This window comes from Lysobacter sp. CA196 (assembly GCF_052078695.1).
GTDB lineage: Bacteria > Pseudomonadota > Gammaproteobacteria > Xanthomonadales > Xanthomonadaceae > Lysobacter.
In genome coordinates, this window is the sequence record NZ_JBQJIN010000004.1 from 45,034 (window position 1) to 70,052 (window position 25,019).

Below are 25,019 nucleotides of genomic sequence, written 5' to 3' on the forward strand. Positions count from 1 at the left end.
CGGCTCAAAAACGATACGTCGCACTGACCAGGTAATAGCGTCCGACCGGATCGTCGTCGGCGATGCTGTAACCGCCCGGGCTTTCGTCGTAATTGACCGGCGTATGGTCGCTGAGGTTGCTGACGTTGAGGCTCAGCAACCAGTGCTCGAAGCCGCCGTAGGCGATGTTCAGATCGGTCACGGTCGCGCTCGGCGTGCGGCATTTGCCGCTGACCCGCCAGGTCTTGTAACAACTTTTGGTGGGGTCGCCGAAATCGACCTTGGCCGGCCCCATGTAGCGCAGGTTGAGGGTCGTGATCCAGTTGCGGTAGCTCCACTGCACGCTGCCGAGCGCGCTGCGGTTGGGCGTGGTGTAGCCGGCGTAGTCCAGCGCATCGACCTTCGGGTGCGAACGGCGGATCAGGTGATCGAGGTAGTGGCCGTTGAGGCGCAGCGCGAACTTGCCCAGGCGCGCGGTCTCGAAGCGGTAGTCGGCATCGAACTCCCAGCCGCGCACGTCGGTGCTGCCGACGTTGTCGAGGTACATGTTGACGCCGATCAGGTAACCGTCGGAATCGCGCACCAGGGCTTCGGGATACAACTCCGGCCGCTGCAGCGAGTTGATCACCAGGATCTCGTTGTTGCGGCGGATGCGGTAGTGATTGAGGCTCAGGCTGAAGGCGTCGGTCGGCGACCAGATCATGCCGAGCGTGCGGCTGTGCGAGGTTTCCGGCTTGAGCTTGGAGTTCACGGTCGCGTGCTTGTCGACCTGGCAGGCGGTTTCGCTGAGCTGGATCAGACAGGGATCGGTGACCGAATTCCACGGCACGATCGCGGTGTCGCCGAAGGTCATCGGCCGGCGCATCTCGAACAGGGTCGGTGCGCGATAGCCTTCGCCGACCGAGCCGCGCAGGGTCAGGCTCTGCAGCGGCGACCACTTGAAGCCGACCTTCGGCGAGACCCGGCTGCCGTAGCCGCCGTTGTGGTCGACGCGCCAGGCGGCGTCGATCGACAGGCTGTCGTGCAACGGCAGGTTCATCTCGGTGTACAGCGCCGAGTCGTAGCGGTGCGAATTGCGCGCGTCCATCTTTTGCGCCAGGGCCACCTCGCCGCGCATGAACGCCCCGCCGGGGCGGCTGCGCAGGCGTTCGCGGCGCGCCTCGGCGCCGATCGCGACGGTCGCATCGCCGCCGGGCATCGCGAACACCGGGCCGTCGAAGTTGGCCACCACGCTGTCGAGGATGACTTCGCCGCCGAGGGTGTTCTGCGGCGAGATCTCCTCGATCACTTCTTCGGTGTTGCCTTTCTTGGTGAAGCTGAATTTTTCCGCCTCGACCGCTTCTTCGAGCTTCGGCTCGTCGATCAGGCCGTCGATGCGGTTGAGCACCTTGTTGCGGCGCTGGGCCAGGCTGAGGTCCCACTCCCAGCGACCGCGATAACCGCGGAAACCCAGGGTCGAATCGCGGGTGGTGGTGGTGGTGCGGTTGCGCACCGGCCCGACCTCGGAGAACGCGTAGGCCAAGGGCAGGACCGGCATCGGCGCGAACGCGTCGGGGCTGTCGTCGGGCAGGTTCACCAGGCCGAAGAACGGCGCGTTCTGCATCTCCAGCACGACCCGGGTCGCGCGCACGTCGGCGTAGATTTCGCTGTTGCTGCCGACCGGCTGGCGATAGTGGCCGTAGAACGCGTTGCTGGTGATGCCCGGTTGCAGGCTGACGTAGCGGGCGCGGTCGAGACTGCAGGTCTGGCCCTCGCTGCCGGTGTCGAGGTCTTCGCACCCCTTGATGGGAATGTAGTAATTGCCGAAGTAATAACCGAACGGAATGCGCGCGTCCTGCAGCCCGTTGTCTTCCTGATCGAGCGTGCTCCACATGCGCTGGCTGCCGACCAGCGGGTTGCGGGTGAAGTGGTCGGCGCTGAGGAAGACGTTGCCGCCGCCGCGGGTCTGCAGGCCCAGGTTGACCGACAAACGCTGCTGCTCGGCGTCGCCGCGCTCGGACACGCCGAAGTTGGCGGTGATTTCGCCGCCGCTGTAGTCCTTCTTCAAGATGATGTTGACCACGCCGGCCATGGCGTCGGCGCCGTAGATCGCCGAGGCGCCGCCGTGCAGGATCTCGATGCGGTCGATCATGCTCAACGGGATGCCGTTGAGATCGCTGAGCGCGCCCATGTCGGTGGAGACCAGGCCGTAGTTCGCGATACGCCGGCCGTCGACCAGGAACAGAGTCGCGCGCGGCCCCAGCGAATACAGGCTCGACGAGGCCGCCGCGGCCGAGGGCACCTGCGAGGCGCCGCTCGCGGTGGCGACGTCGCGTGGATGGTGGCCGGTCATGCCCGGCATCAGCCGCAGCAAGTCGAACAAGGTCTGGTGCCCGCTCGAGCGGATCTGCTCGCGGGTGATGATGGTCAGCGGGGTCGAGGTCTGGAACGCCGAACGCGGGATGCGCGTGCCGGTGACATGCACGGTGTCGAGCTGGGTCGGCGAACCCGGACCGGAGGTATCCCGCCGCACCGTCGCACGAGGCGCCGCGACCGGGCGTGGGCGCGGCACCACCTGCAGCAAGTAGGTATTGGCGTTTACGGCCACCGCCGTGAGGCCGGTACCCTGCAGCAAGCGTGCCAGTGCGTCGCGCGCCGAGACATGGGCGTTCAGGCCGCTGCTGCGGCGGTTGGCGACCAGCGACGGGGAATAGAGGATCTGCACGCGGCTTTGGGCCGCGAAGGCATTGAGTGCGTCATCCAGTGCGCCGGCCTGGATGCGGTAGCCATCTGCAGTGAAATCGCCTTTGGGAGCCTGGAAGGCCCCGACTTCAGGCGCGAATGTCAGCGCGACGGAAACGATGAACGCATAGGAAATCTTGACCATCCACCAACCGCATCGATCAGACCAGAGCGGAACTCGGCGCCCCCTGTTGACGGCGCTGTCCAACCATAGCATCGACACGGCCCACGCAGGCCGGGTCAGCCGGATTTGCGGCGCAGGACGATGTCGCCGTCGCCGTCCGGTTCCCCTTTCAACGACCAACCGCGTTCCAGCACTTCCAGCAGCGAGGCCTGGTCGCCGATATGGAACACGCCGCTGACCGGGATCGCCCCAAGGCCGGGCTCGGCCAGGCGCAGCTTGGTCGCCGAATAGCGGTTCATTTCCAGCAGCAGGGCGTCCAGACGGCGGTTCTTGAACACCAGGTTGCCGGCCGGCCAGGCCTGAGCGGCCTTGACGTCGAGGGGCTCGGCGGCGCCGAGGCGGCCGCTTTCGTCGTAGCTGAGCTGTTGGCCCGGTTGCAGGGTGCTCGAGGCCTGGGCGACGCCGCCGGAGACGATCACCGAACCCTCGATCAGGCCGACGCTGACCACCGCATTGGTCTTCTCGACCTGGAAGGTGGTGCCGATGTCGCGGATCTCGCCGCGGCCGGCCTTGACCAGGAACGGACGCGCCGGATCGGCGGCGACCTCGAACCGGACCCGGCCGCGGTCGAGCACGACTTCGCGGCCACGGTCGCTGAAGCGCGCGACGATCGCCGAATCGGTGTCGAGCAATACCCGGGTGCCGTCGGCCAGCCGCAGCGAACGCTGCTCGCCGATCGCGGTGGCATGGCGTTCGTCGGCGACCGGCGCCGGGCCGGTGCGCAGCCAGGTCACGCCGACCACGGTCGCGACCAGCAAGGATGCGGCCAGCGCGGTCGGCGCCCACCAGCGCGAACGCGACGCTTCGCGGCCGGTGCTGCGCCAGGCGATGCGCGCGGCGGCCTGCAGCATTTCGTCGCCGGCCAAGGCCGCGGCGAGCTGATGGGTGCGCTCGGCCTGCACGTACTCGTCGACGTGTTGCGGCGACTCGTCGAGCCAGCGATCGAACTCGGCGCGCTCCTGCGCCGTGCACTCGGGCGAGGCGAGCCGCGCCACCCACGCTTCGGCGCGGCTTTCGCCGGAAAGCGCCGTGTTCGGATCCATCGATGTGGAAGGTGATGTCTTCATGGTGCTTGTAAGGTCTCGAAGCCGCTGTCCTTCATGCGTGCGCGCAACAGCGCGAGCGCCCGGCCGATATTCTTCTCCACTGCCTTTACAGAAATACCGCAATGGCGCGCAATCTGTGTGTAACTCATGCCGTTGATGCGATTGAGTAGATAGATCTGTCGACTGCGCATCGGTAATTGCATGATCGCTGCACGCACCAGCGCCAATTCCTGCTCGGTCGCCACACGCTGATCGTGCGTGGGTTCCTGCGAAGGCAGCGCGTGATAGTCCTCGTCGAGGCTGACGTGCTCGGGCGCATGCCGGGTCTTCTGGCGGCGCCCGCGGTCGTTGAGCGCGTTGATCGCGATGCGGTACATCAGGATCTTCAGCGCTTCGGCCGGCTGGTCGCGATAGCGCAGCATGCGCATCATCGTTTCCTGGGCGATGTCCTGCGCATCCTCGTGCGTCGCCGCGGATTTGCGCAGAAACGCGATCAGCGGCTCGCGATGCTCACGCAGGAACACGATGAAGTGATCCTCGTCCTGACGCATCGGAGCGGGCTGGTTCGCCGCTGGAGAATCCTGACCCACGTCCACCTTCGCCCACGCCCCGGGAAATTGCTTCGATACTAGCCCAGGCGTGTCAGCCGGGCGAACGAAACCCTGGCCGTCGTGCGTGGCGATGCCGGGCGCGAAACCGGCGTGGATGATGGACGTGAAGCGATTCACCAGATCGAGTCCTCCGCAAACGTGAGGGCGCGCAGGCGCGATGCGGGACCGCTCGCCTACAGAGTTCAGATCGTGACCACCGGACTCCTGCATTGCGTAACGGGTCTTGCATCGCTCTACCGCCGGAACCGTGCTGTTTGTCGCGAACGCGCCCAGGGGCGCGCTCGGGTCGCCAGGACATGCAGCGCGCGGGTCCGTCCGGCCCCTGAGGCTGGACCGGCGTTCGACCCACCGGCCCAAACCGGGGCGAACGCGCTACTCGCGCGGCTCGCAAGGTTCCTGGAAACCTGTTCGTTCAAACGCAGGCCGAGCGGCGCCTCCCTACCCCCATCCATGCGGGGGCGTCGGGTTTTGGCTAAACGGTCGCAATCGGCAAACCGGCGGCGCTCGCCTCAGGCGACGAAACCGGCGATCACGAACAGCGCCAGGATCGCCAGCCAGACCAGCAGGCTGCGCCAGACCAGGCTCATCGCGTCGCGCAGCTCGGGCGCCTCGGACGCGGCCAGGGCGACGGCGGTGGTGGCGGTCACGCCGGACTCGTCGACGTAGTCGGCGGCTTCCTCGGCCAGCTCGCACTTCACGCTGGCGCGGGCGACGGCGCCGAGAAAACGGTTGTCGAGGCTGAAACGCGCCCCGCCCGACTCGCGCCAGGCGCCGAGCACGGTGTCGAAATTGCCGACCAGGGCCAGGGCCAGAGTCATCAGCTGGGCCACCGGCCAATCCAGCAGCGCCAGCAGGATGCGCGCGCCGCCCAGGGTCTCGCCGGGCAGATGGCGCGAGGCCTCGCCTTCGGCGGCGAGCGCCACCAGGCGGTAACCGAGCGCGCCGACCGGGCCGAGCAGCAAGAACCAGAACAACACTCCGAACCAACGACGCAGGGCGTTGCGGAACACCGCCTCGACCAGCGAGCCGCCATCGAGCGCCGGGGTGCCGCCTTCGGGCCAGAACCGCGCCGCGGCTTCGCGCCGGCTGTTGAGGTCGCGCGCCGAGGCCAGGGCTTCGACGTCCTGGTCCAGATCGCGCGGGCCCCAGGCGTAGAACAACACGATGATGCCGAACAACAGCCCGCCGAGCCCGATCAAGGGCTCGTCGAGGGCCAGTTGGAACAGGCTCACCGCGAGCAACGGCGGCACCAGGGCCAGGACCAGGCCCCAGCGTCCACGCCAGAAGCTGTCTTCCGGAAAGCGGCTGTCGATCCAGCGCAACCAGTCGCTGTACCAGCCGTAGTGACGCACCGACGCGGCCAGCGACTGAGCAAGATGGCCGAGCACGAGTGCGACGACGGCGGCGATCAGCGTGACTGACATTGCGGCAACGCTCCTGGCATGGCGAAGAAATCTCGGTCCGATCTGTCCGGGATTCTAGCGCGACCGCGCGACACCGCGACCGCGGGCCGTGGTAACGGCGATGCATCGGCTCCGTACCGCCGCGCATGTGTTCAGCGCTGAGCACGGCCACTCCCGGCCGCGCTGCTGCGGGCGGCGATGCCGCCCTTGCGGAACTCAACGCCGCGCAGCTTCCTCGGCGGCCAGGCGCCATTGGTCGATCAGCCATCGCGAGATCGAGATGCTCGGCGACAACAGCGGGCCGTCGTCGTCAAGCGCGGCATCGCGCTCGCTTGGCGCGGACGCAGCGTCGCGTTCGCCGCGCGCGGACGCGGCACGAATCTCGTCGAGGGTGAACCAACGCGCTTCTTCGAGTTCGTCGCCGACCTGCGGCTCGTCGGCTTCGGCCAACGCGGCGAAGCCGAGCATCAACGCGCCAGGGAACGGCCACGGCTGCGAACCCAGGTAACGGCAGCTGCGCACGCGCACCCCGGTTTCTTCCAGCACTTCGCGGGCGACGGTCTGCTCCAGCGATTCGCCAGGCTCGACGAAGCCGGCGATCACCGAGTAGCGCCGTGCCGGCCAGCCGGTCTGGCGGCCGAGCAACAAACGCTGGCCGTCGCTAACCGCGACGATCACCGCCGGGTCGGTGCGTGGGTAGTGTTCGCTGCCGCATTGGCCGCAACGGCCGAGCCAGCCTGCGCGCGAAAAAGCGATCTCTCCGCCGCACACGCCGCAATGGCGATGGCGGCTGCGCCAATGCTGCAGGGCGCGGGCCTGGGCGAACACGCTGGCTTCGAGCATCGGCCAATGCGCGGCGGCGCGGCGCAGGTCGACCCGGCGCGGCGCATCGAACGCGACCAGTTCGGCATCGATCGCGAACCAGCCCTGCCCGTCCGCGGTCAGCCCAAGAAAAACCGAAGCGCCGACGCCGCCGGGGCCGTCGGTGAGTTCCGGGCCCAGCGGCGCGCACAGGTTGCCGTCCTCGTTGGCGAGGGCGTGGCCGGCGGCGTCGAGCACGATCACCCGCGCCTGCGGCCACAGGGCAGTCAGGGCATCGGCCTGGTCGCGCAGATGGTCGGCGCGGTCGAGCGACGCGCGCCAGGCCGAATCGGCTTCGACGAATGCGAACGGTGTCATCCAGCGCTCCATTCCGAGAAAGGCCGGTGCGGGAAAGGCTGCATCAAGAAAGGCTGCGTCAAAAGAAATGGTTCCGGCAAAACCCAGGCCGCACGAAACACCGCCTCGTGCGCGGCGGCGCTCAAACGCCGAACGACGACCCGCAGCCGCAGGTGGTCTTGGCGTTCGGATTGCGGATCACGAACTGCGAACCGTGCAGGCTCTCGGTGTAGTCGACCTCGGCGCCCATCAGGTATTGCAGGCTCAGCGGATCGACCAGCAGGGTCACGCCGTCGGTCTGCACGGCGAGGTCGTCCTCGCCCTGCTGCTCGTCGAACTCGAAGCCGTACTGGAAGCCCGAGCAGCCGCCGCCCTGGATGTAAACGCGCAGCTTGAGGGCGTCGTTGCCTTCCTCGGCGATCAGTTCGCGAACCTTGTTCGCGGCCGAAGACGAGAACTGCAGAGGCCGCTCCAGCGATTGATAGCCAGGCGCGGCGGAAAGAAGGGTGGTTTCCATGGTGAAAGAATGAGGGCCGCGCGGCGCGCATTCAAGCGCACCGGGCGAACACTGCGGATCAGCCGCCGGCACCGGTGCCGGCGGTGTCGCGGGTGGCGTCGGCCCAACTGAAGGATTGTTCGATCACCGCGCCCTTCTGCGGGGTCAGGCGCACCGTCACCCGCACCGGGGTCAGGCCGGGCGGCAGGAACACGTCGCCCTCGACCTGTTCGAAGTATTTGAACGAATACGGCGTGCCGGGCGCCTCGGGCTGTTGGCGCAGGTCGGCCCAGAGCAGTTTTTCCAGCTTGCCGGCGCGGGTGCCTTCGAGCGCGAGGGTGACGCGGCCGGCGCTGACGGCGCCGCGATTGAGGTTCTGGGTCAGGGTGGTGGTGAAGTGCCAGGCCGACGGCGCGCCTTGCTGCGGCTGCATCTTCAGCGCATGCACGGTCAGGCCGCGGCGCTGCCCGGTGGCCCCGACCAGGCGTTCGTAGAAGGCGACGTCGGCGCGCAGGCCGGCGATTTCCTCGTCGCGCTCGGCCAGGGCGCTCTGCAGGTCGCGATTGGCCTGGCGGCTGATGCCGTCGGAGCGGCCGAGCGTGGTCACTCGCTGGCGCAGGCCTTCGAGTTCGGCCTGCATCTGCCGGGGCGTCATCGTCGCCGCCCCCGCCGTGGGCGGCGGCACCGGCTCGTCGGAACGGGTGATCGCGCCCCACAGGCCCCAGCCGCCGAAGGCCAGGGCCACGGCGAGGGCCAGCCCGGCCAGCAGGCGGCCGCGATGCCAGTGGAGGGGCGTCGCGGCGCTGGGCGAGGCGGAACCGGTGGCCGGCGCAGCCGATCCGGCGGGTCCGGCCGGAGCCGGGGCCGGGGCCGGATCGGCGGGAGACGGAACGGGCTTGGAGGGTTCGTCGCTCATCCGTTCCGTTTTGGGGGCTGGGGCGGCGCCCCTCAATCCATCAGGGCATCCGCGGTAATCAGGGCTTCAGGCGCCGGCAACGCGGCGATGTGCGCATCGACATGAATCAAACGGCCGGTGAGCATCGAACCGGCCGTCATCTCGACGACCTTGTAGTGGACGTTGCCTTGGACCCGCGCCTTGGCGGCGAGTTCCACCCGCTCACTGGCGTACACATCGCCGTTGAGCTCGCCGTTGAGCACCACGATCGGCGCCCGCACCTCGCCCTCGATGCTGCCGTTCTCGGCCAGGGTCAGGCTGGCCGGCTGGCCGTCCTGGGCCACCAGCTTGCCGATCACCCGGCCCTCGATATACAGCCCGCCGCTGAAGTGCAGGTCGCCCCGGATCACCACCTGCGGCCCGATCATGGTGTCGACCTGGCCTTCGCGGATCTGGGTCGGTTTGTTGGTCTTGAACATCGCTTTAAGTTTCCCCGGTTACGGTAACGCCGCTCTTCCAGGCGAAATGCTGCTCGATCGCCGCATTCTCCCCACGCAGCGAGACGCGCACGCGTTGCGGGGTGAATCCGGCCGGCAACATGACGCTGCCACCGAGTTGCTGGAAGTAGCGGAATGAATAGTCCTGGATCGGTGCTTTGGGCTTCTGGTGCAACTCATCCCAACCGATCGATGCGAGCTTGCCCCCTCGCACCCCCTCGACCTGGAACTGCAGGCCGCCGTTGCTGACCGCACCCCGGTTGAGGTTCTGGGTCAGCACGATCTGATAACGCCAGGTGCCGCCGGTCTCGGGCTGGAACTCGACCGAATGCACGTTGAGGCCCTTGGCTGGCGCGGTCGCGCCGACCAGGCGCTCGTAGAAGGCGATGTCGGCGCGCAGGTCGGAGATCTCCGCGTCGCGCTGGGCCAGCGAGCCCTGCACCTGCTTGTTGGCGGCGCGGCTGATCTGGTCGGAGCGTTGCAGGGTGGCTTCGCGCTGGGCCAGCCGGTCGAGCTGGTTCTGGCGGTCGCGCAGCTCGCGCTGGGTGGTGTCCAGTTCGGCGACCAGCTTGGGCAGCCGCGGCGCGGCCAGCGACTGCGACCAGAACCAGGCCGCCACCAGCGACAGCGACCACGCCACGCCCACGGCGCTCCAGATATAAGGACGCTTGTCGGGCTGCTGCTGGACGATGACGAAACGGGGCGGCGGTACTTTGGCCATGCTCGACGACGACGGCTCACACCGCCGGCTTTACCTATACTCAACCTTAAATCTTAACGGGAATGCCACGATGTCCGATGCGCACCTGTTCGCAGTTGGCGTAGTTCTCGCCTGGCTGTCGGGGGTCCGGGTCTATCTGACCGTGTTCGGGGTCGGCCTGGCCGGCTGGCTCGGCTGGCTGGACCTGCCGCAGGCCCTGCAGGCGACCCAGTCGCCGTGGGTGCTCGGGGTCTGCGGCCTGCTCGCCGCCGGCGAGTTCTTCGCCGACAAGATCCCCGGGGTCGATTCGGGCTGGGACCTGCTGCATACCCTGTTGCGGGTGCCGGTCGGCGCCTTCCTGGCCGCGGCGACGATGTCGCCCGACGGCCAGCTCGGCGCGGGCGCGCTCGCCGCCGGCGCCGGCGTGGCCCTGACCAGCCACCTGCTGAAGTCCGGATCGCGCGCCCTGCTCAACACCTCGCCCGAGCCGATCAGCAACTGGACCGCCTCGGTCACCGAGGACGCCGCCGTGCTCGGCGGCCTGGCCCTGGTCTTCGCCTACCCCTGGGTCACCCTGGGCATCGTCGTGCTGATCAGCGTGTTGGTCGCGACGGCGCTGTGGTGGATCTGGCGCAAGATTTTCCGGCGCAAACCCAAAGGGCTTGGAGCGAGTTGAGAGGAGTGAGGAGTGGGTGGGGACGAACGCTAAACGCGGTGTCGCGGCGCCTTCATGATCGCCCAAAGAAAAAAAAGCCGCCGGCGCGAGCCGGCGGCTTTTTCTTGTCTGGCTGGCGGCGCGCGTTGCGCGCGGCTGGCTGGATAGCTGCTTGGGCAGTGAAGCGGCAGCGAACGCCTTACTCGCTCCTCACTTCTCGCTCCTTGCCACTCGTTACTAAGCCGCTCTCAGCCTTGCTCGATCTTGGTCAGCAGGTAGTTCTGCTCGCCAAGGCGCTCGATCAGGGCGAGTTGGGTCTCGATCCAGTCGACGTGTTCTTCCTCGGAATCGAGGATGTCGGCGAACAGTTTGCGGCTGACGTAGTCGCTGACCGTCTCGCAGTACTTGATCGCTTCGCGCAGCAGCGGGATCGCTTCGAGCTCGAGAGCGAGATCGCAGGCCAGCAGTTCGCGCGGGTTTTCGCCAATGCGCAGCTTGCCCAAGGCCTGGAAATTCGGCAGGCCATCGAGGAAGAGGATGCGGTCCGACAGCTTGTCGGCGTGCTTCATCTCGTCGATGGACTCGTGGTACTCGTGTTCGGCCAATTCTTTCAGGCCCCAGTTCTTCAGCATCTTGGCGTGCAGGAAGTACTGGTTGATCGCGGTCAGCTCGTTGTAGAGCGCCTTGTTGAGATATTCGATGACCTTGGGATCGCCTTTCATGGCCGTGCTCCGACGTTGCAATGGGCGGCACTTTAGCCCTTTCGCGAGCGCCATGACGGAACGCGAATCGTGCGCAACGGGAGTCGAGAATCACTGTCGTTAGGGGCCGCCGGCGAGCGGCCGCGGCGGTCGCTCAAGGCGGTCCGACACGACAGGAACGCACAGCTCTGGCCCGGCGCCCGGGCGGCGCGGCGACAGCGGATCGGCGGGGATGCTACGGACGAACGAGAGACAGGATTGGATCGGGCCGGACGGCCCGCGGGCCACGCGGCTCAGGCGGCTTGTTGCAGCACGTCCAGCGGCAGCTCGCGCACGTTGCGGGCCTGTTCGAGCAGCGAGGTGGCCAGCTCCAGGCAGCTGCCGCAATTGGCGCCGGCACCGGTGCGCATGGTCAGCTCGGGCACGCTGCGGCAACCGGCTTCGGCGGCCTGGCGAATGTCGCGGTCGGTGACTCCGTTGCAGATGCAGACGTACACGGGCGTGGGCTGTCGGTCATGCAGCCGGATGGCTGCAGGGCCATTCCGCCATGGATGCGAATGATTGTCAATTAACAGCAGCCAACAATGCCGCGGCGGCGCCGTCCGGAACCAGGCCGGGCCAGCTTGCCGGCGCGTTTGGCGGGCAGGCCGGGCCAGGTCGGCGGCGCCGGCCGGCTCGGCCGCAGCGCTCAGTCCGGCCGGTTCAGCTGCCCGATTCCGAGCCGCTGCCCCGCACCGGGTTGCCGGGCCCGCCGCAGGTCCGCGACCGCGGGTGGTTGCAGCCGGACAGATAGGCCTCGTGCAGGCGCGCGTCCGGGCTGGGCGCGGGCACCGCCTGCTGGCCGGCAACCAGGCGCGCGAACGGGGCCAGATGGCGCAGCGCACTGGCATAGACGCCGCGCTTGAACATCACCACGTGCTCGACCGGGTACCAGAAATCGACCCAGCGCCAGTGATCGAACTCGGGCTTGTCGGTCAGGTCCAGGCGCAGGTCGGACTCCTCGCCGGTCAGGCGCAGCAGGAACCACACCTGTTTCTGGCCGATGCAGACCAGGCGGTCGTTGCGGCGGATGGCCCGGCGCGGCAGGCGATAGCGCAGCCAGCCCGGGGTCGCGCCGAGCACCTCGACATGCTGCGGGAGCAGACCGGTTTCCTCGCGCAACTCGCGATACATCGCCTCGAGCGGCGTCTCGTCGGTGTTCATCCCGCCCTGCGGGAATTGCCAGCCATCGCGATGCACGCGGCGAGCCCAGAACAAGCGGCCGTCCGGGTGCATCAACACGATGCCGACATTGGGCCTGTAGCCGTCCGGATCGATCACGATGCGGACTCCAAATTCACTGTGTCCGACTCTGCCACGGGGTGGCCGGGACGACAAGTCGGGCAAACAAACCGGTCGCGATGCGCTCGGACGATTGACAAGAGCCCGTCCGGCATGAAGAATTCGCGGTTCCCCGTGGCTATGTAGCTCAGCCGGTTAGAGCACAGCACTCATAATGCTGGGGTCGGTGGTTCGAGTCCACCCATAGCCACCATAGAATCGCCGCGCAGCAAGACCCAGGGCCCGCCAGCGCAGCGGGCTTTTTCGTATCCGTCGCCAGGATGCGCGCCGGCCCAGGATTCCGATCGTTACAGATCACCTCGCTCCAGATCACGCGCCACGCCGCGCCATCGCGCGACGCGCCACCGCCCGACCCGGTACCGCACTATGACTGCTGTGAACATCTTCAAGGTCTTCACTCTCGAAGCCGCCCACCGGCTGCCGAACGTGCCCGAAGGCCACAAGTGCGCGCGTTTGCACGGGCATTCGTTCCGGATCGAGGTGCACCTCACCGGCGAGCTGGGCGAGCACACCGGCTGGGTGATGGACTACGCCGACGTCAAGAAGGCGTTCCAGCCGACGTACGACCGCCTCGACCATCACTACCTCAACGACATCCCCGGCCTGGAAAACCCGACCAGCGAACGCCTCGCGGTGTGGATCTGGGAGCAGCTCAAGCCGGTGCTGCCGCTGTTGAGCGAAATCGTGGTCCACGAGACCTGCACCGCCGGCTGCCGCTACCGCGGCTGAGCCCGGGGCGGTTGCCCTGCCCCATCTCCGATCCGATCGCAGCCGGCGCCCTGTCAGACGCCGGCAACGCCGTGGTCATGGCCCCGGATTAGGCTTTGCCTGAACGGCTGCTTGGTCGCTAACCACCTGAACAGGCAGGCTTTCTGAACGGCTTTCGACCGCTCGTCGGCTCGATGTTGCATCGCAACAAAACCCCGCCTATGCTGCACCGCACAATCCAGTCGTTCTCCGTCTGGACCTTTCAGGAGCTCAGCCATGTACCAGCAATTCAACGAACAGTTCGCCGCCGCTACGCGCCAGTTCGCGGACACGGCCGCTCAGGTCAACCGTCTGGCCCTCGACAACGCCGAGGCCGTGTTCGGCCTGCAGGTCGCCGCCATCGAAGACCGCGTCAACGCCACTTTCGCTTTCTTCGGTGAAGCCGCCGAAGCCCGCGACCTGGAAGCCTTCAAGACCCTGTGGCCGAAGGGCGCGCAGATCGCTCGCGAAAACCTCGAGCGCGCTGTCAGCACCGGCCAGGAAGCTTTCGGCCGCACCGTGAAGACCAACGAAGCGATCGCCGAGCTGGCCAAGTCGCAGATCGAAACCGCTGCCAAGGCCACCCAGGCCAACGTCGAGAAGGCCGCCAAGGCCGCGGCGAAGGCGACGGCTCCGACTGCCGCCGCGACCAAGTAAGCGCACCGTCTCTCTCTCCGGCCGTCATGGCGGATGCGAAAAACCCGGCAGCTTCGGCTGCCGGGTTTTTTGTTGGCCGCGATTTTGTTGCCCGCGATTCGGCCTCGCTAATCGCCATCGGCCTGCGACAGGCCGCCAACCACGCCGCAAACGCATCGCCGCGCTAGAACAGCGGCTGCAAGCGCGCGGCCAGGGCCTGCGGATCGGGCGAGGCGACGTACGGCAAACGCCCCCAGCACGGCACCGGCAGACGCCGGCGCAGGATCTCGAAGTTGTCGTCGGCGCGCGCCATGTGCGGATCGATGTCGTTGGCGATCCAGCCGACCAGGCGGGCGCCGTCGGTCTGGATCGCGCGCGCGCTCAGCCGCGCATGGTTGATCGCGCCCAGGCGCAGGCCGACCACCAGCACCACCGGCAGGTCCAGCGCGCGCACCAGGTCGATCTGGTCGAGCGTGGCGCTGATCGGCGCGGCCCAACCGCCGACGCCTTCGACCACCACCGTGTCCGACTGCGCCGACAAGCGCGCATGCGCGGCGAGGATCGTCGCCAATGCGATCTCGACACCGGCCTGCGCGGCCGCGAGTTCCGGCGCCAACGGCAGCGGCAAGGCATAGGGATTGACGTCGTCGTAGCGCGGCGTCGGCGCACTCGCCGCCTGCAACAGCAAGGCGTCCTCGTTGCGCCAACCCTCGGGCGTACGTTCGCAACCGCTCGCCACCGGCTTCATGCCGACCGCGCGCAGGCCGTGCGCGCGCAAGGCGTGCAGCAAGCTAGCGCTGGCCACCGACTTGCCGATGCCGGTGTCGGTGCCGGTGACGAACACGCCGCGCGGAAACACCGCGGATGCGTCCGTTGGTCGGGAGGCGGCCTCCACCGGGGGCTGGGTGTGACTCATCTCGCGCTTTTCCCTGGGGCCTGGAGTCCGCCATGGTAGTGGCGACGGACGCCGCTGTTACACTCCGATGATGTTCACAACCTCCGCACTATCGGGCGGCAAGCCCGAGCAATACGCGCAACTGGTCGCCCAGGCGCGCGGTTTGCTCGACGGCGAACGCGACCGCATCGCCAACGCCGCCAACCTGTCGGCACTGGTCAACCATGCGCTGCCGGAACTCAACTGGGTCGGCTTCTATTTCTACGACGGCGAAGAACTCGTGGTCGGCCCGTTCCAGGGTCTGCCCGCCTGCGTGCGCATTCCGCTCGACAAGGGCGTGTGCGGCGCGGCCGCCTCGACCCGCCAGACCCAACGCGTCGCCGACGTGCACGCCTTCCCCGGCCACATCGCCTGCGATGCCGCCTCGCGTTCGGAAGTGGTGGTGCCGCTGGTCCATGGCGACGCCCTGATCGGCGTGTTCGACCTCGACAGCCCGGTCCCGGACCGTTTCGATGCCGACGACCAGGCCGGCCTGGAAGCGCTGGCGCGTGTGTACGTGGAGACGCTGGCATGACCGCGACGAAGATGCGCAACATCGGTCCCAAGAGCTCGGCCTGGCTGCGCCAGGTCGGCCTGCGTACGCACGAGGACATCTCGGCGATCGGCACGGTCGAAGCCTTCATGCGCGTCAAGCGCGCCGGCTTCAAGCCGACCCTCAACCTGCTGTACGCGATCGAAGGCGCGCTGCTGGACTGCCATTGGCAGGAGATCAGCGACGAACGCCGGCAAGAGCTGATCCAGGCCGCCGAGGCCGCGACCGCCCTGCTGCCGCCGCCGCGCAACAAACCGGCCGCCGCGCCGGTGCACACCACCATGCACGCCGAAGAACGCCACGACCCGTTCGAGCCAAGCAGCCACGACGGCGGCGGCCAGGACGACGACGGCGCGGCCGACCACGACCGTCCCGGCGGCCGCGACGAGGAAGACGGGCGCGACTGAGCCCGTCGGCGCCGTCCCCAGGCTCCCTGCCCCTACCGGTGTTTTGGCCCCGGGCGCCGGCTTCGCGTAGACTGCGCACCGCTTCGAGGTGACCCGGCGGCTTTCTCCATCGCCGGGTTGAAACGGGAAGCCGGTGACGCGCCCTCTCCTGCGGGAGGATCGGCGCCAGTCCGGCACTGCCCCCGCAACGGTAAGCAAGTCAGATCGCGGCAACCGCCACTGTGCTCGGCACGGGAAGGCGCCGCGACCGGCAGCCCGACCCCGTCGGCGCTGCGCTTGCGAGTCCGGAGACCGGCCTTGAGGCGCCACAGGTTGCGATGCGGAGGGCGTCGCGGCGGCTGCTATCCGGCTGTCTCCACGGCCCGCTGCCTCCTCGCAACCGTCTTCCGCCGTCGTCGTCGCGCGCCCCCGGGCGTGCGCGCTGGAGCTGTCCCCATGTCCGTCCCCAACACGCACGCCACGCGCGCACTGAACCTGTCGCTCGCCATCGCCTGTGCGCTCGCGCTGCCCACCGCCGCCATCGCCGCTCCGGCCGGCGAGGCCACCGACCTCGACGAGGTGGTGGTCACCGCCAACCGCACCGCGGTCAGCGTCAACGACACCCTGACCCCGGTCGACGTGCTCGACCGCGAGACCATCGAGCGCAGCCAGGCACGCGACCTCAACGACCTGCTGCGCGGCCGCGCCGGCATCACCATTTCGAACCAGGGCGGCGCCGGCAAGCTCACCACCCTGTTCCTGCGCGGCAGCGAGTCCGACCACGTACTGGTGCTGGTCGACGGCATCCGCGTCGGCTCGCCGACCTCGGGCCTGGCCGCGCTGCAGGACTTGCCGCTGGAACTGATCGACCGCATCGAAATCGTGCGCGGCCCGCGCTCGAGCCTGTACGGCGCCGACGCCATCGGCGGCGTGATCCAGGTGTTCACCCGCCGCGAGAAGCAGGGCTTCGCGCCGCGCATGCATTTCGGCGGCGGCAGCAACGACAGCCTCGAATTCGGCACCGGTTTCGGCGGCCGCAACGACCGCGGCTGGTTCGGCGCCGACTACAGCTTCCGCAAGACCCAGGGCATTAATGCCTGCCGCGGCGCCGGTTTCCCGATCTTCGCCGGCTGCTTCACCGACGAGCCCGATCGCGACGGTTACGAAAACCACGCCCTGTCGCTGCGCGGCGGCCTCGAGTTCAACGAGCAGTGGAGCATCGAAGGCCAGGCGCTGCGCGCCGAAGGCGAGAACGATTACGACGGCAGCTTCGTCAACCGCTCCGAGACCGTGCAGCAGGTGATCGGCGGCAAGCTGCAGTGGCGTCCGTCGGAGACGATTCACCTGCAGTTGCTGGCCGGCCGCAACGTCGACAGCTCGGATAATTTCCTCGGCGAAGTGCCGATGGGGTTTTTTAAAACCGATCGTGATAGCGCCACGCTTCAAGCGGATTTCACCGTGGCCGAAGATCAACTTCTTACGGTTGGTTTTGATTGGCTGCGCGACCGGGTCGACAGCGACACCGTGTACGACGAAAGCGAGCGCGACAACAAGGCCGGCTTCGTCCAGTACCAGGGCCGCTTCGGCGCGCAGTCGTTCGAGGCCAGCGTGCGCCGCGACGACAACGAGCAGTTCGGCGGCCACACCACCGGCGGCGCGGCCTGGGGCCTGAACTTCGCCGAGCGCTGGCGCGTCACCGTCGGCTACGGCACCGCGTTCAAGGCGCCGACCTTCAACGAGCTGTACTACCCATTCTTCGGCAACGCGACCCTGCGCCCGGAAGAGTCCAAGACCTGGGAACTCGGCCTGGCCTATCGCGGCGAGCGTTTCAACGCCCGCATCGACGGCTTCGACACCCGCGCCGACGACCTGATCACCTACGACTCGTCGATCAACCTGCCCAACAACATCGACCGTGCGCGCATGCGCGGCGCCGAGCTCGGTATCGACACCACCTTCGCGCAGTGGACCCTGGCGGCGAGCGCGAGCTTCCTCGACACCGAGAACCGGGTCGGCTTCTACCAGGGCAACGACCTGCCGCGCCGCGCCAAGCACAGCGCGCGCATCGACCTGGACCGCAGCTTCGGCAAGTTCCGCTTCGGTGCGACCGCGGTCGGTTCGGGTTCGCGCTACGACGACGTCGCCAACAGCACCCGCCTCGGCGGCTACGGCACCCTCGACCTGCGCGCCGAGTACGCGATCACCCCGGCCTTGAGCCTGCAGGCGCGCGTGGCCAACGTGTTCGACCGCGAGTACGAAACCTCTTCGTACTTCAACCAGCCCGGCCGCGAGTGGTTCCTGACCCTGCGCTACGCACCGGTCAACTGAACGCGCCGATCAAGAGACCGGCGGATCGTTGAGCCTCGACGGAAAGCCCGGCATCGCCGGGCTTTCTGTTTATGGCGAAGGAACAGGCACAGGCACAGGAACAGGCACAGGCACAGGCACAGGCACAGGCACAGGCACAGGCACAGCGAGCGTACCCAAGCTCAGGTCGGCCGCAGTCCGCATTGCACCCAACTGCGGCCGGCGATGTCGGCGACCACGCCGATCATGCCGTGGCGCCAGCGCCCGTCCTCCGGCCCCGAGGCCAAGGCTTCGTAAAGCTGCGCCGGCACGCCGTCGGCGAGGCTGCGCAACTTGGCCGCGGCCTCGACGTCGTGATGGAACAAGCTCTTGGCCACGACGAAACAACTCAGCGCGCGCGGCGTTCCGTCCGCCGACAAGGCGATGCTGATGCCGACATGACGCGGCAAGGCGCCGCCGTCCACGACCGCTTCGAGCATCTCCATCAACGGCCCGGCATCGCCGAGCACCGCACGCGCCATCGCCACGAGCGCCGGCCGATCCAACTCGTGGCCCAGCGCATAGAACTCGACGCTGCCGTCGGGGTTCACTCCACTCAATCGCCAGGTCAACAAGTTCGAGCGCAGCAGGAAATAGCGATCCCGCCACACCGCCGGCAACCGCCCCGCATACAGATCGACATAGAGCTTGGTCGCGCGCTCTTCGCCATGGCGCGCCGACGCCCAGGCACCGAACACCAGCGGGTCGTCGCGTTGCAGTTCCAGCCACGGCGCCAGGTCGCCCTGCCAATCCAAAGCGCGCGCGGTCAGCATCAGCCGCTCGCGATCGGCTACTTCCGGCGCGGCGACCTCGGCGGTCCAACGCACCGTCGCCTCGCGCGAACTCCAGGAAAACTCGACCGGCATGCCGGTGTTGGTCAGGCGGCTGAAACTGCCGGCCACTTCCGGCCAGACCGAACGGCCGAGCGGCGCGAGCACGCCGCCCAGCAGGTCCGCGGCGGCGGCGGCCTGCGCCGGCAGCACCGTCCCGAGTCGCCGCAAGGTGGCGACGACCGGGCCGGCGATGTCGGCGCCGAGGCTTTGCTGCATCGGCGCGAGCCAGGCTGCCCCCAAATCTCCGCGCGTGCCGCCGCGCGTGTCGATGACGGTATCGCTGCGCATGTCACTGCACCGCCACCAGTTCTTCGCTCTCGGCGATCCACGCGCGCTGGTCGAACTGTCCCTGCATGCCGACGAAGGTGAAGCGCCGGCGGTAGTTGCGCAGGTCCTTGTTCTTCAGGGCGATGCGCAGCTTGACCGGATCGGTCTGGCTGCCGGCCATCTCGATGCGCTCGTTGCGCTTGTAGGCGCCGTCTTCGTACTTCACGTCGATGTAGACACGCTTGACCATGGCCGGGTCGAACACCGGGATGAACTCGAGCTGCAAGGCGTCCTCGAAACTGTCGTGGACGATCAGTTGCGGCACGTCGAGTTCGACCGGCGGCGTCGCCGGGTCCGGATTGGCCACGCCCTTGCGCCGCTGCACCAACTGATAGGTGACGCCGCGGTTGGCCGGGCCGGGCTTGGCGCCGCGCAGGCGCCAGGTCTTCGGGCCGGACTCCTTGGTCAGCTTCAAGGTGGTCTTCGGCTCGGGCTGCGAGTAACCGCGCGCCTGCAGCTTGACGTCGATCGAGTCGACCACGTCCCAATCGATATCGCCCGGAATCGCCTCGATGTGGCGGAACTCGACGTGCTCGTAGGGATTCACGAACATGGTCCGGTCTTCGGTCGAAGCGGCCGGGATCGTGTACGAGGTCCGGTCGGCGGCCCAGTCGGACTGCGGATCGAAGTGGTACTGATACGAGGCGTCGTAGTCGATGTCGCGGGTGGCGTTCATGAACACCTCGAAGCGCTTGACCCCGGTTTCGCCCGGCTCGAACACGAAGTCGGCGTGCTTGTGATCGCGCGGCTTGCTCTTGTCGCCATAGTCCAGGGCCACCTGCGCCGACAACAAATTGATCGGCTCGAACGCGATCGGCATGCTGGCTTCGACCACGAACTGGCGGAAGAACGGATCGTCGAGATCGATTTCCTTGAAGTACTTCGACTTGTCGCTGAGATCGCCGAGCATCAAGCCGAAGAAACCCTGAGGCGCATAGGTGCGGCGCGTGGCCTCGGCACGGTTGTAGCGCAAGGTCAGTTTCTTGCGCTCTTCCTGGCGCACGAACTTGAGCTTGAGCGACAGGCTCATCGCGGTCGGCGGTGTCGGCACCGTCGGTTGCGGTTGCGGTTGCGGTTGCGGTTGCGGTTGCGGCTGCGGCTGCGGCTGCGGTTGCGGTTGCGGCTGCGGTTGCGGCTGGGGTTGAGGTTGCGGTTGTGGCGCGACCGAAGCCGGACGACGCAGGCGTCCGCGCCAGCGGCTCGGCGTGGTCCCCGCGACGTTTCCGATCACATGCACCACCCGGTTGTCGGGATCGCCGCCCATCGGCGTATGCGAGCCGGGACGGCTGCTCGCCGGGACATCGCCGTGCGCATTGGCCGGAGTGACGGTGAAGTTGCCGCCGGTGCGGCGCACCACCGCCGCGGCGACATCGAGGCGGCGCTGCGACAACGCTTTGTTGCGCGCCGCACGCTGAGTCTCGTTCGCGCTGCTGACGTGCTCGTGGCTGGCGTAAGCCTCCAGGCGCACGTTGCGCGGCGGCGGCAGGCGGCGAATCCAGGCTTCCAGGCGCTCGCCACCGTGCTCCGGCCCGCTCCAGTCGCCGTCGCCTTCCATGCGCATGGTGCCCGAGGCATTCCAGTAACGGTCGTCGCCGAAGCGATTGGATGCAGGCCCGGTTCCGGGGTCTACCCGGTTATCGACATAAGCCCGGTACTCCGGCGAAGGCGGCGTCACCTGCCAACCCGTCGGCGACGGCCGGTCGAATTGGAAGAACAGAGCGAAGGTCTGCTCCTGCGTCGCCGCCGGCCATTCGACTTCGATGAGTTTGTTCGAGTCGGGATTGACGGTGACGGTGATGCGCCCTTGCGCATCCGGCGTCACCACCTGGCTCTCCACTTTCACCACCGCGCCGGCGCCGGTCACGGTGATGGTTTCGGCCAGGCCGTTCGCGGCCGGCGTGTGGGCGACCGACTGCCCCGCGGGCAAGGGCGTGGGCTCCTGCGATTCGACCGCGAGCGCGGCCGGCTGGATCTGCGGCGCGGTGGGCGCGGTGCCACCGGTACCACCGCCGGTGCCGCTGGTGCCGTTGAAGCCGCCACCGGGCGTGGTGCCGCCGGTACTGCCTCCGGTGCCGCCCGTACCTCCGGTTCCTCCGCTGCCGCCGCCAGTACCGCCCGTGCCTCCACCCGTGCCACCCGTGCCTCCACCGGTTCCACCGGTACCTCCTGTACCGCCGCCGGTGCTGCCGGAACCACCGCTGCTGCCACCGGTGCCGCCGGTGCCCCCACCAGTGCCTCCCGTACCACCCGTGCCGCCACCGGTTCCTCCGGTGCCACCCGTACCACCCGTGCCACCACCGGTTCTTCCGGTGCCGCCGGTGCCACCCGTGTTGCCACCGGTGCCGCCCGTGCCGCCGCTACCGCCACCGGTGTTTCCACCCGTGCCCGTGCCCGGACCCGCACGTGCCGCATCGGTCGCGAGTTGGCCCGGCGTCAGGGTCGGCTCGAACCACTTGCTCAGCAGATCGTCCTTGAAGAAATCCAGCGCCCACTTTTCCTGGTCGCGGCGGTCTTCGGCGTCGGTGAAGGCTTCGACCTGGATGTCGATGACGCCGTTCTGCACCAGCGACTCGAAGGCCGCGTCGATGCCGGCCTTGAACCAGGCGTACTGGCCTTCGAGGCTGGCGCTGAAGTGATTGAAGATGCGCTCGAAGTCGGCGGTGATGGTGACCCGCAAGGCCGGCCGCATCGCCAGGTACTTGAGGTCGTAGATCACCCCGATGGGGGTCATGCCGTCGCTGAGCGCCTGCTCGAGTATCGTCGCGCCCTCGGCCGACAGGCTCAGGCTGAAGGCGGCGCGGTTGGCCGCATCCATCGACGGCACCGATGCGCCGAGGATGTGCTCGACCGCGTTGAAGGTGCCGGGCGCCGCGGGTTGCGCCGAGGTCCCGCCGCTGCCCTGCACGTTCAAGGCGATGCATTGCACCGAGCCTTCCTCGAAGGTCGCGGTGGTCAGGCGCACCGGCGGCGACACGCCGGGCTCGGAATTGAGCCGGCCCATGATCTTGGATTCCATCTGCGGCGACAGCTGCAAGGTGGTCACGAACATCACGAAACCGCCGCCCTTGTCGGCCGCGGTGGCGTCGGCGACGCGGTACTTGAGGAAACTGAATTCCTTGCGCTTGTCGGCCGCGCGCACGGCCAGTTGCGGCGGACCCGGCAGGACCCAGAACTGGTTCTTGTCGGCGTGATCGCGGAATACGGTGATGCCGTCGACGGTGATCGGCTTTTCGAGGCTGAGCATGACGAACTCCAGAGTTCGAGAGTTCCTCGCGGCGGCATGCGCGCGGCGGAACGGTCCTTGTACGTGGGGACCGCGCCGCCGCGGGACGAAACCCGCGACGGTGCGGCGACCTGGCGCGTTCGCTGCGCGCCGCAGCCCGGGAGCGTGGAGCCGTCGCCGACCTCGGGTGCGCCGCAGCACAGCGGACACGCGCAAAGATCGAACCCTACGACTCCATCGCCGCCGGATCCCCGCCTCCGCGGGGACGGACAGCCACCGGCGAACCTCAAGGCATCTTCAACACCAGGTCGGTCGCATCGGTCGCGGTCCAGTTGGTGCTCTTGTTGGTGCCGTTCTCGAGCAAGTAACTGGCCTTGTACTCATAGCGCATGCGGGTCGGGTCGAGGTAGTCGTACTCGAACTCGCCGGCCGCCTGGGCGCTGTCGAATTCGAAGTCCTCGGCGAACGATAGGCCGCCGGCAAAGTCCTCGAAGCGCAGCGACACCTTGGTGCGGCGCATCTTGCGCTTGGCGAAATCGAGCGGCGGCTTGACTGTGACGATGCGCCGGCCCTTCATGCCCGACTTCAACATCACCCGGTTCCCGTTGGTCACCGACTCGGGGATCTCCTCGATGTCGCGGCCGTCCTTGTAGAGGATGCTGACGCTGTAGAACACGCCCTTGACCTCGGGATTGCGCAAGTCCACCGCGAACGTCTGCGCCGCCGCCCCTTCCTGGAACGACATCTGCTTCTCTTCCAGCAGGTCGTTGACGCGATCGACGTAGCGCAGGTCGACGAACACCTCCTGCACTTCGTTCCAGTTGAAGTTCGGCACCACCTGCACCACGCGCCGGGTCGGGAACGGGTTGCGCACCGTCACCTGCGGTTCGTCCAGGGTGGTCCAGTCGCGTACCACGTCGCCGCCGCTGATCGCGTGGAATACGGTACGCACCTCGTAGTTGACCTTGGCCGGGTCGAGCATGAACATCTTCCAGTTGCCGCCCGGAGCGTCCTTGGTCAGACGCACCAGGTCGTTCTGGTTGATCTTGTTGGCCGGGTCGCGGTAACGCAGGAACACCTCGACCGAGCTGTAGCGCTCCCACGGGAAGTTCTCGGCCAGCACCGGCACGGTGTTGATCGTGTACAGGTCGCGCGGGATGATCTCGATGTTCTCGACGTCGTAGACCTGCGGCTTCGACTTGAGCTTGGTCGGCCGTTCGGCCGCGTCCACCCCCTTGAAGCTGACTTCGTACTCGACCTGCACGTCGCGCTTCATCGCCCCGCGTTCGAGCTGGCTCAGCCATTCGAAGCTGGCCTCGCCGGCGTTCGCGTTCAACAGCGCGTTCATCGGCTTGTCGCCGTAACGCACGCGCACGTTGATGCTGCCGATGTCGTCGGCGGCCAGGTCGGCGCGCGAGATCACCTTGACCCGGCGCTTCTTGAAGAAGTCGTTGTCCAGGCTGATCTGCTTGACTAGGCGCTCGCGCGGCACGCTGCCCTCGCGGATGGTCTTGAACAGCGCCGCCAGATGGCCCTGCGGGTAGATCGAACGCTTGATCGCCACGCGCTCGGAGAAGTTGACGTTGAGCTTCTTCTTGTCGACGCGCTTGTAGTCCATGCGCTTGTAGCTGAAGCTCGGCATCAACGCTCCGATCGGCCCGCCCGCGGCTTGGGCCGAAGACTGCGCGGCGAATTTGCCGATCGCATCCAGGCCGCGCTCGAAGTCGGACTTCTTTTCCGGCGTCCACGGCGGCAGGCTGACCTGGAAGAACGCGTCGGTGATCATGTTGCGCACCTGCGCCAGGGCCGCGTCGCGGCGGTCGATGATGCCGCGGGTGTCGTCGCCCTCGGCGACGAAGGTGTCGGCCTCCAGCACGATTGCGCGGTTGTCGACCAGTTCGTCCACCGCCTTGCCGATCTCGGTGGAGAAGAACATGTTGCCGCCGGAGAAGCTTTCGTCCATGTGCTTCTGGACCCGCTCCCAGTCGACCTTGAGGCTGATGTTGTAGGCCGGGCGCAGGCCGAGGAAGTCCAGCGAATAGATCACCGCCACCGGCAGGATCTCGCCTTCCAGGCACTGCTCCATGACCGTATAGCCGTCCTGGTCCAGGCGCACCGAGAAGGCGGCCTGGTTGGAGCCGTACAGCGCCGGCTTGGCCGACTGGTCGATCTTGAGTACGAACTGCGGCCCGGCGCCGGGCGTGGGCGCGACGTCGCCGCTGGCCTTGCCGAGCATCAGCAGCTTCACCGTGCCGTCTTCCAGCGGCACCGGCGCGATGCGCGGCTTGTTGCGCAGGTTTTCGCTGTTGGCGATCTCGCGCGCGAGATCGTCGAGCTGCTTCTGGCTCGCGCCGATGTTGCAGTCGAAATTGAGGAACCCGCCGGTGCCCGCGTCGCCGCGGAAACCGATCAGGAGGAACTGCGGCACGTCGACGCCGAGGGTGTTGTCGCGCACCGTGCTCAGGTGCGGCGTGGTCGGCATGTAGTACCACTGCTCGGGATCGGCATGGTCGGGGAAGACCGAGATGCCGTTGATCTCGCGAGTGCGGCTGTCGAGGAGAAGCATGATCGGACTCCTTCCGAGTCAAGCGTGATGGAACGTTCGGATGGCACGGCGACCCGTCGTGGGGCCCGGCCGTCAGTCGGC

At 67.6% G+C, this 25,019-nt stretch carries 22 protein-coding genes, 1 tRNA gene and 1 riboswitch; of the genes, 7 read left to right on the forward strand and 16 right to left on the reverse strand.

Features of this window, described 5'->3' with window-relative positions; genetic code table 11:
• Nucleotides 1–4: 4 nt before the first annotated feature.
• The 9 genes from ACTOWK_RS05360 to ACTOWK_RS05400 all read right to left on the reverse strand — a co-directional run bounded on the left by ACTOWK_RS05360 (nucleotide 5) and on the right by ACTOWK_RS05400 (nucleotide 9,711).
• Complete coding sequence (locus ACTOWK_RS05360) at nucleotides 5–2,845, reverse strand: TonB-dependent receptor domain-containing protein (RefSeq protein ID WP_441329158.1); 2,841 nt, start codon at nucleotides 2,843–2,845, stop codon at nucleotides 5–7.
• A gap of 95 nt (nucleotides 2,846–2,940) precedes the next feature.
• On the reverse strand, nucleotides 2,941–3,927 hold the full coding sequence (locus tag ACTOWK_RS05365) for a FecR family protein (RefSeq protein ID WP_441329159.1): 987 nt from the start codon (nucleotides 3,925–3,927) through the stop codon (nucleotides 2,941–2,943).
• Nucleotides 3,928–3,947: 20 nt separating this feature from the next.
• Complete coding sequence (locus tag ACTOWK_RS05370) at nucleotides 3,948–4,658, reverse strand: RNA polymerase sigma factor (protein WP_441329160.1); 711 nt, start codon at nucleotides 4,656–4,658, stop codon at nucleotides 3,948–3,950.
• Nucleotides 4,659–5,050: 392 nt separating this feature from the next.
• A complete protein-coding gene (gene ampE / locus ACTOWK_RS05375) occupies nucleotides 5,051–5,965 on the reverse strand; it encodes a regulatory signaling modulator protein AmpE (RefSeq protein ID WP_441329161.1) in 915 nt (304 codons plus the stop codon).
• Between the two features lie 195 nt (nucleotides 5,966–6,160).
• On the reverse strand, nucleotides 6,161–7,123 hold the full coding sequence (nudC, locus tag ACTOWK_RS05380) for an NAD(+) diphosphatase (RefSeq protein WP_441329162.1): 963 nt from the start codon (nucleotides 7,121–7,123) through the stop codon (nucleotides 6,161–6,163).
• A gap of 121 nt (nucleotides 7,124–7,244) precedes the next feature.
• Nucleotides 7,245–7,619, reverse strand: a complete 375-nt coding sequence (gene erpA / locus ACTOWK_RS05385) for an iron-sulfur cluster insertion protein ErpA (protein WP_031371162.1) — start codon at nucleotides 7,617–7,619, stop codon at nucleotides 7,245–7,247.
• Nucleotides 7,620–7,677: 58 nt separating this feature from the next.
• On the reverse strand, nucleotides 7,678–8,514 hold the full coding sequence (locus ACTOWK_RS05390) for a DUF6776 family protein (RefSeq protein WP_441329163.1): 837 nt from the start codon (nucleotides 8,512–8,514) through the stop codon (nucleotides 7,678–7,680).
• Between the two features lie 32 nt (nucleotides 8,515–8,546).
• On the reverse strand, nucleotides 8,547–8,972 hold the full coding sequence (locus tag ACTOWK_RS05395) for a bactofilin family protein (RefSeq protein ID WP_441329164.1): 426 nt from the start codon (nucleotides 8,970–8,972) through the stop codon (nucleotides 8,547–8,549).
• Between the two features lie 4 nt (nucleotides 8,973–8,976).
• Nucleotides 8,977–9,711, reverse strand: coding sequence for a DUF6776 family protein (locus tag ACTOWK_RS05400; protein ID WP_441329165.1), 735 nt, complete (start codon nucleotides 9,709–9,711; stop codon nucleotides 8,977–8,979).
• Nucleotides 9,712–9,781: 70 nt separating this feature from the next.
• Between ACTOWK_RS05400 and ACTOWK_RS05405 the strand changes: the two genes are divergently transcribed.
• Nucleotides 9,782–10,366: a DUF4126 domain-containing protein gene (locus tag ACTOWK_RS05405; protein WP_441329166.1), complete on the forward strand. Its 585-nt coding sequence runs from the start codon at nucleotides 9,782–9,784 to the stop codon at nucleotides 10,364–10,366.
• A gap of 227 nt (nucleotides 10,367–10,593) precedes the next feature.
• On the opposite strand, the gene bfr is transcribed toward ACTOWK_RS05405, so the two are convergent.
• From bfr to ACTOWK_RS05420, 3 genes are all read right to left on the reverse strand, one after another.
• Nucleotides 10,594–11,067, reverse strand: coding sequence for a bacterioferritin (bfr, locus tag ACTOWK_RS05410; RefSeq protein WP_441329167.1), 474 nt, complete (start codon nucleotides 11,065–11,067; stop codon nucleotides 10,594–10,596).
• A 272-nt stretch (nucleotides 11,068–11,339) separates the two neighbouring features.
• Nucleotides 11,340–11,543 carry a (2Fe-2S)-binding protein gene (locus tag ACTOWK_RS05415; protein ID WP_031371156.1) on the reverse strand — a complete coding sequence of 68 codons (204 nt, stop codon included), beginning with the start codon at nucleotides 11,541–11,543 and terminating at the stop codon, nucleotides 11,340–11,342.
• Nucleotides 11,544–11,748: 205 nt separating this feature from the next.
• Entirely contained in the window at nucleotides 11,749–12,366 is a 618-nt protein-coding gene (locus tag ACTOWK_RS05420) for an RNA pyrophosphohydrolase (protein ID WP_441329168.1), read from the reverse strand.
• 137 nt (nucleotides 12,367–12,503) lie between these two features.
• On the opposite strand from ACTOWK_RS05420, the gene ACTOWK_RS05425 reads away from it, so the two are divergent.
• From ACTOWK_RS05425 to ACTOWK_RS05435, 3 genes are all read left to right on the forward strand, one after another.
• A tRNA-Met gene (locus ACTOWK_RS05425) sits at nucleotides 12,504–12,580 on the forward strand.
• 182 nt (nucleotides 12,581–12,762) lie between these two features.
• Complete coding sequence (gene queD / locus ACTOWK_RS05430; RefSeq protein ID WP_441329353.1) at nucleotides 12,763–13,116, forward strand: 6-carboxytetrahydropterin synthase QueD; 354 nt, start codon at nucleotides 12,763–12,765, stop codon at nucleotides 13,114–13,116.
• 255 nt (nucleotides 13,117–13,371) lie between these two features.
• Nucleotides 13,372–13,791 carry a phasin family protein gene (locus tag ACTOWK_RS05435; protein WP_408950998.1) on the forward strand — a complete coding sequence of 140 codons (420 nt, stop codon included), beginning with the start codon at nucleotides 13,372–13,374 and terminating at the stop codon, nucleotides 13,789–13,791.
• A gap of 163 nt (nucleotides 13,792–13,954) precedes the next feature.
• Here the strand turns inward: ACTOWK_RS05435 and bioD are convergent, their stop codons facing one another.
• Nucleotides 13,955–14,629, reverse strand: coding sequence for a dethiobiotin synthase (bioD, locus tag ACTOWK_RS05440; protein ID WP_441329354.1), 675 nt, complete (start codon nucleotides 14,627–14,629; stop codon nucleotides 13,955–13,957).
• Between the two features lie 127 nt (nucleotides 14,630–14,756).
• Between bioD and ACTOWK_RS05445 the strand changes: the two genes are divergently transcribed.
• From ACTOWK_RS05445 to btuB, 3 genes are all read left to right on the forward strand, one after another.
• Entirely contained in the window at nucleotides 14,757–15,239 is a 483-nt protein-coding gene (locus tag ACTOWK_RS05445; RefSeq protein ID WP_441329169.1) for a GAF domain-containing protein, read from the forward strand.
• Nucleotides 15,236–15,664: a TfoX/Sxy family protein gene (locus tag ACTOWK_RS05450; RefSeq protein WP_441329170.1), complete on the forward strand. Its 429-nt coding sequence runs from the start codon at nucleotides 15,236–15,238 to the stop codon at nucleotides 15,662–15,664. Before ACTOWK_RS05445 ends, ACTOWK_RS05450 begins: the two co-directional genes overlap by 4 nt.
• Before the next feature lie 69 nt (nucleotides 15,665–15,733).
• Nucleotides 15,734–15,978, forward strand: a riboswitch (cobalamin riboswitch).
• 121 nt (nucleotides 15,979–16,099) lie between these two features.
• Nucleotides 16,100–17,971: a TonB-dependent vitamin B12 receptor gene (gene btuB, locus ACTOWK_RS05455; RefSeq protein ID WP_441329171.1), complete on the forward strand. Its 1,872-nt coding sequence runs from the start codon at nucleotides 16,100–16,102 to the stop codon at nucleotides 17,969–17,971.
• 161 nt (nucleotides 17,972–18,132) lie between these two features.
• On the opposite strand, the gene ACTOWK_RS05460 is transcribed toward btuB, so the two are convergent.
• The 3 genes from ACTOWK_RS05460 to ACTOWK_RS05470 form a co-directional block, all read right to left on the reverse strand.
• Complete coding sequence (locus ACTOWK_RS05460) at nucleotides 18,133–19,110, reverse strand: hypothetical protein (RefSeq protein WP_441329172.1); 978 nt, start codon at nucleotides 19,108–19,110, stop codon at nucleotides 18,133–18,135.
• 1 nt (nucleotide 19,111) lies between these two features.
• A complete protein-coding gene (locus ACTOWK_RS05465; protein WP_441329173.1) occupies nucleotides 19,112–22,393 on the reverse strand; it encodes a hypothetical protein in 3,282 nt (1,093 codons plus the stop codon).
• A gap of 265 nt (nucleotides 22,394–22,658) precedes the next feature.
• Nucleotides 22,659–24,938, reverse strand: coding sequence for a hypothetical protein (locus tag ACTOWK_RS05470; protein WP_441329174.1), 2,280 nt, complete (start codon nucleotides 24,936–24,938; stop codon nucleotides 22,659–22,661).
• Between the last annotated feature and the right edge of the window lie 81 nt (nucleotides 24,939–25,019).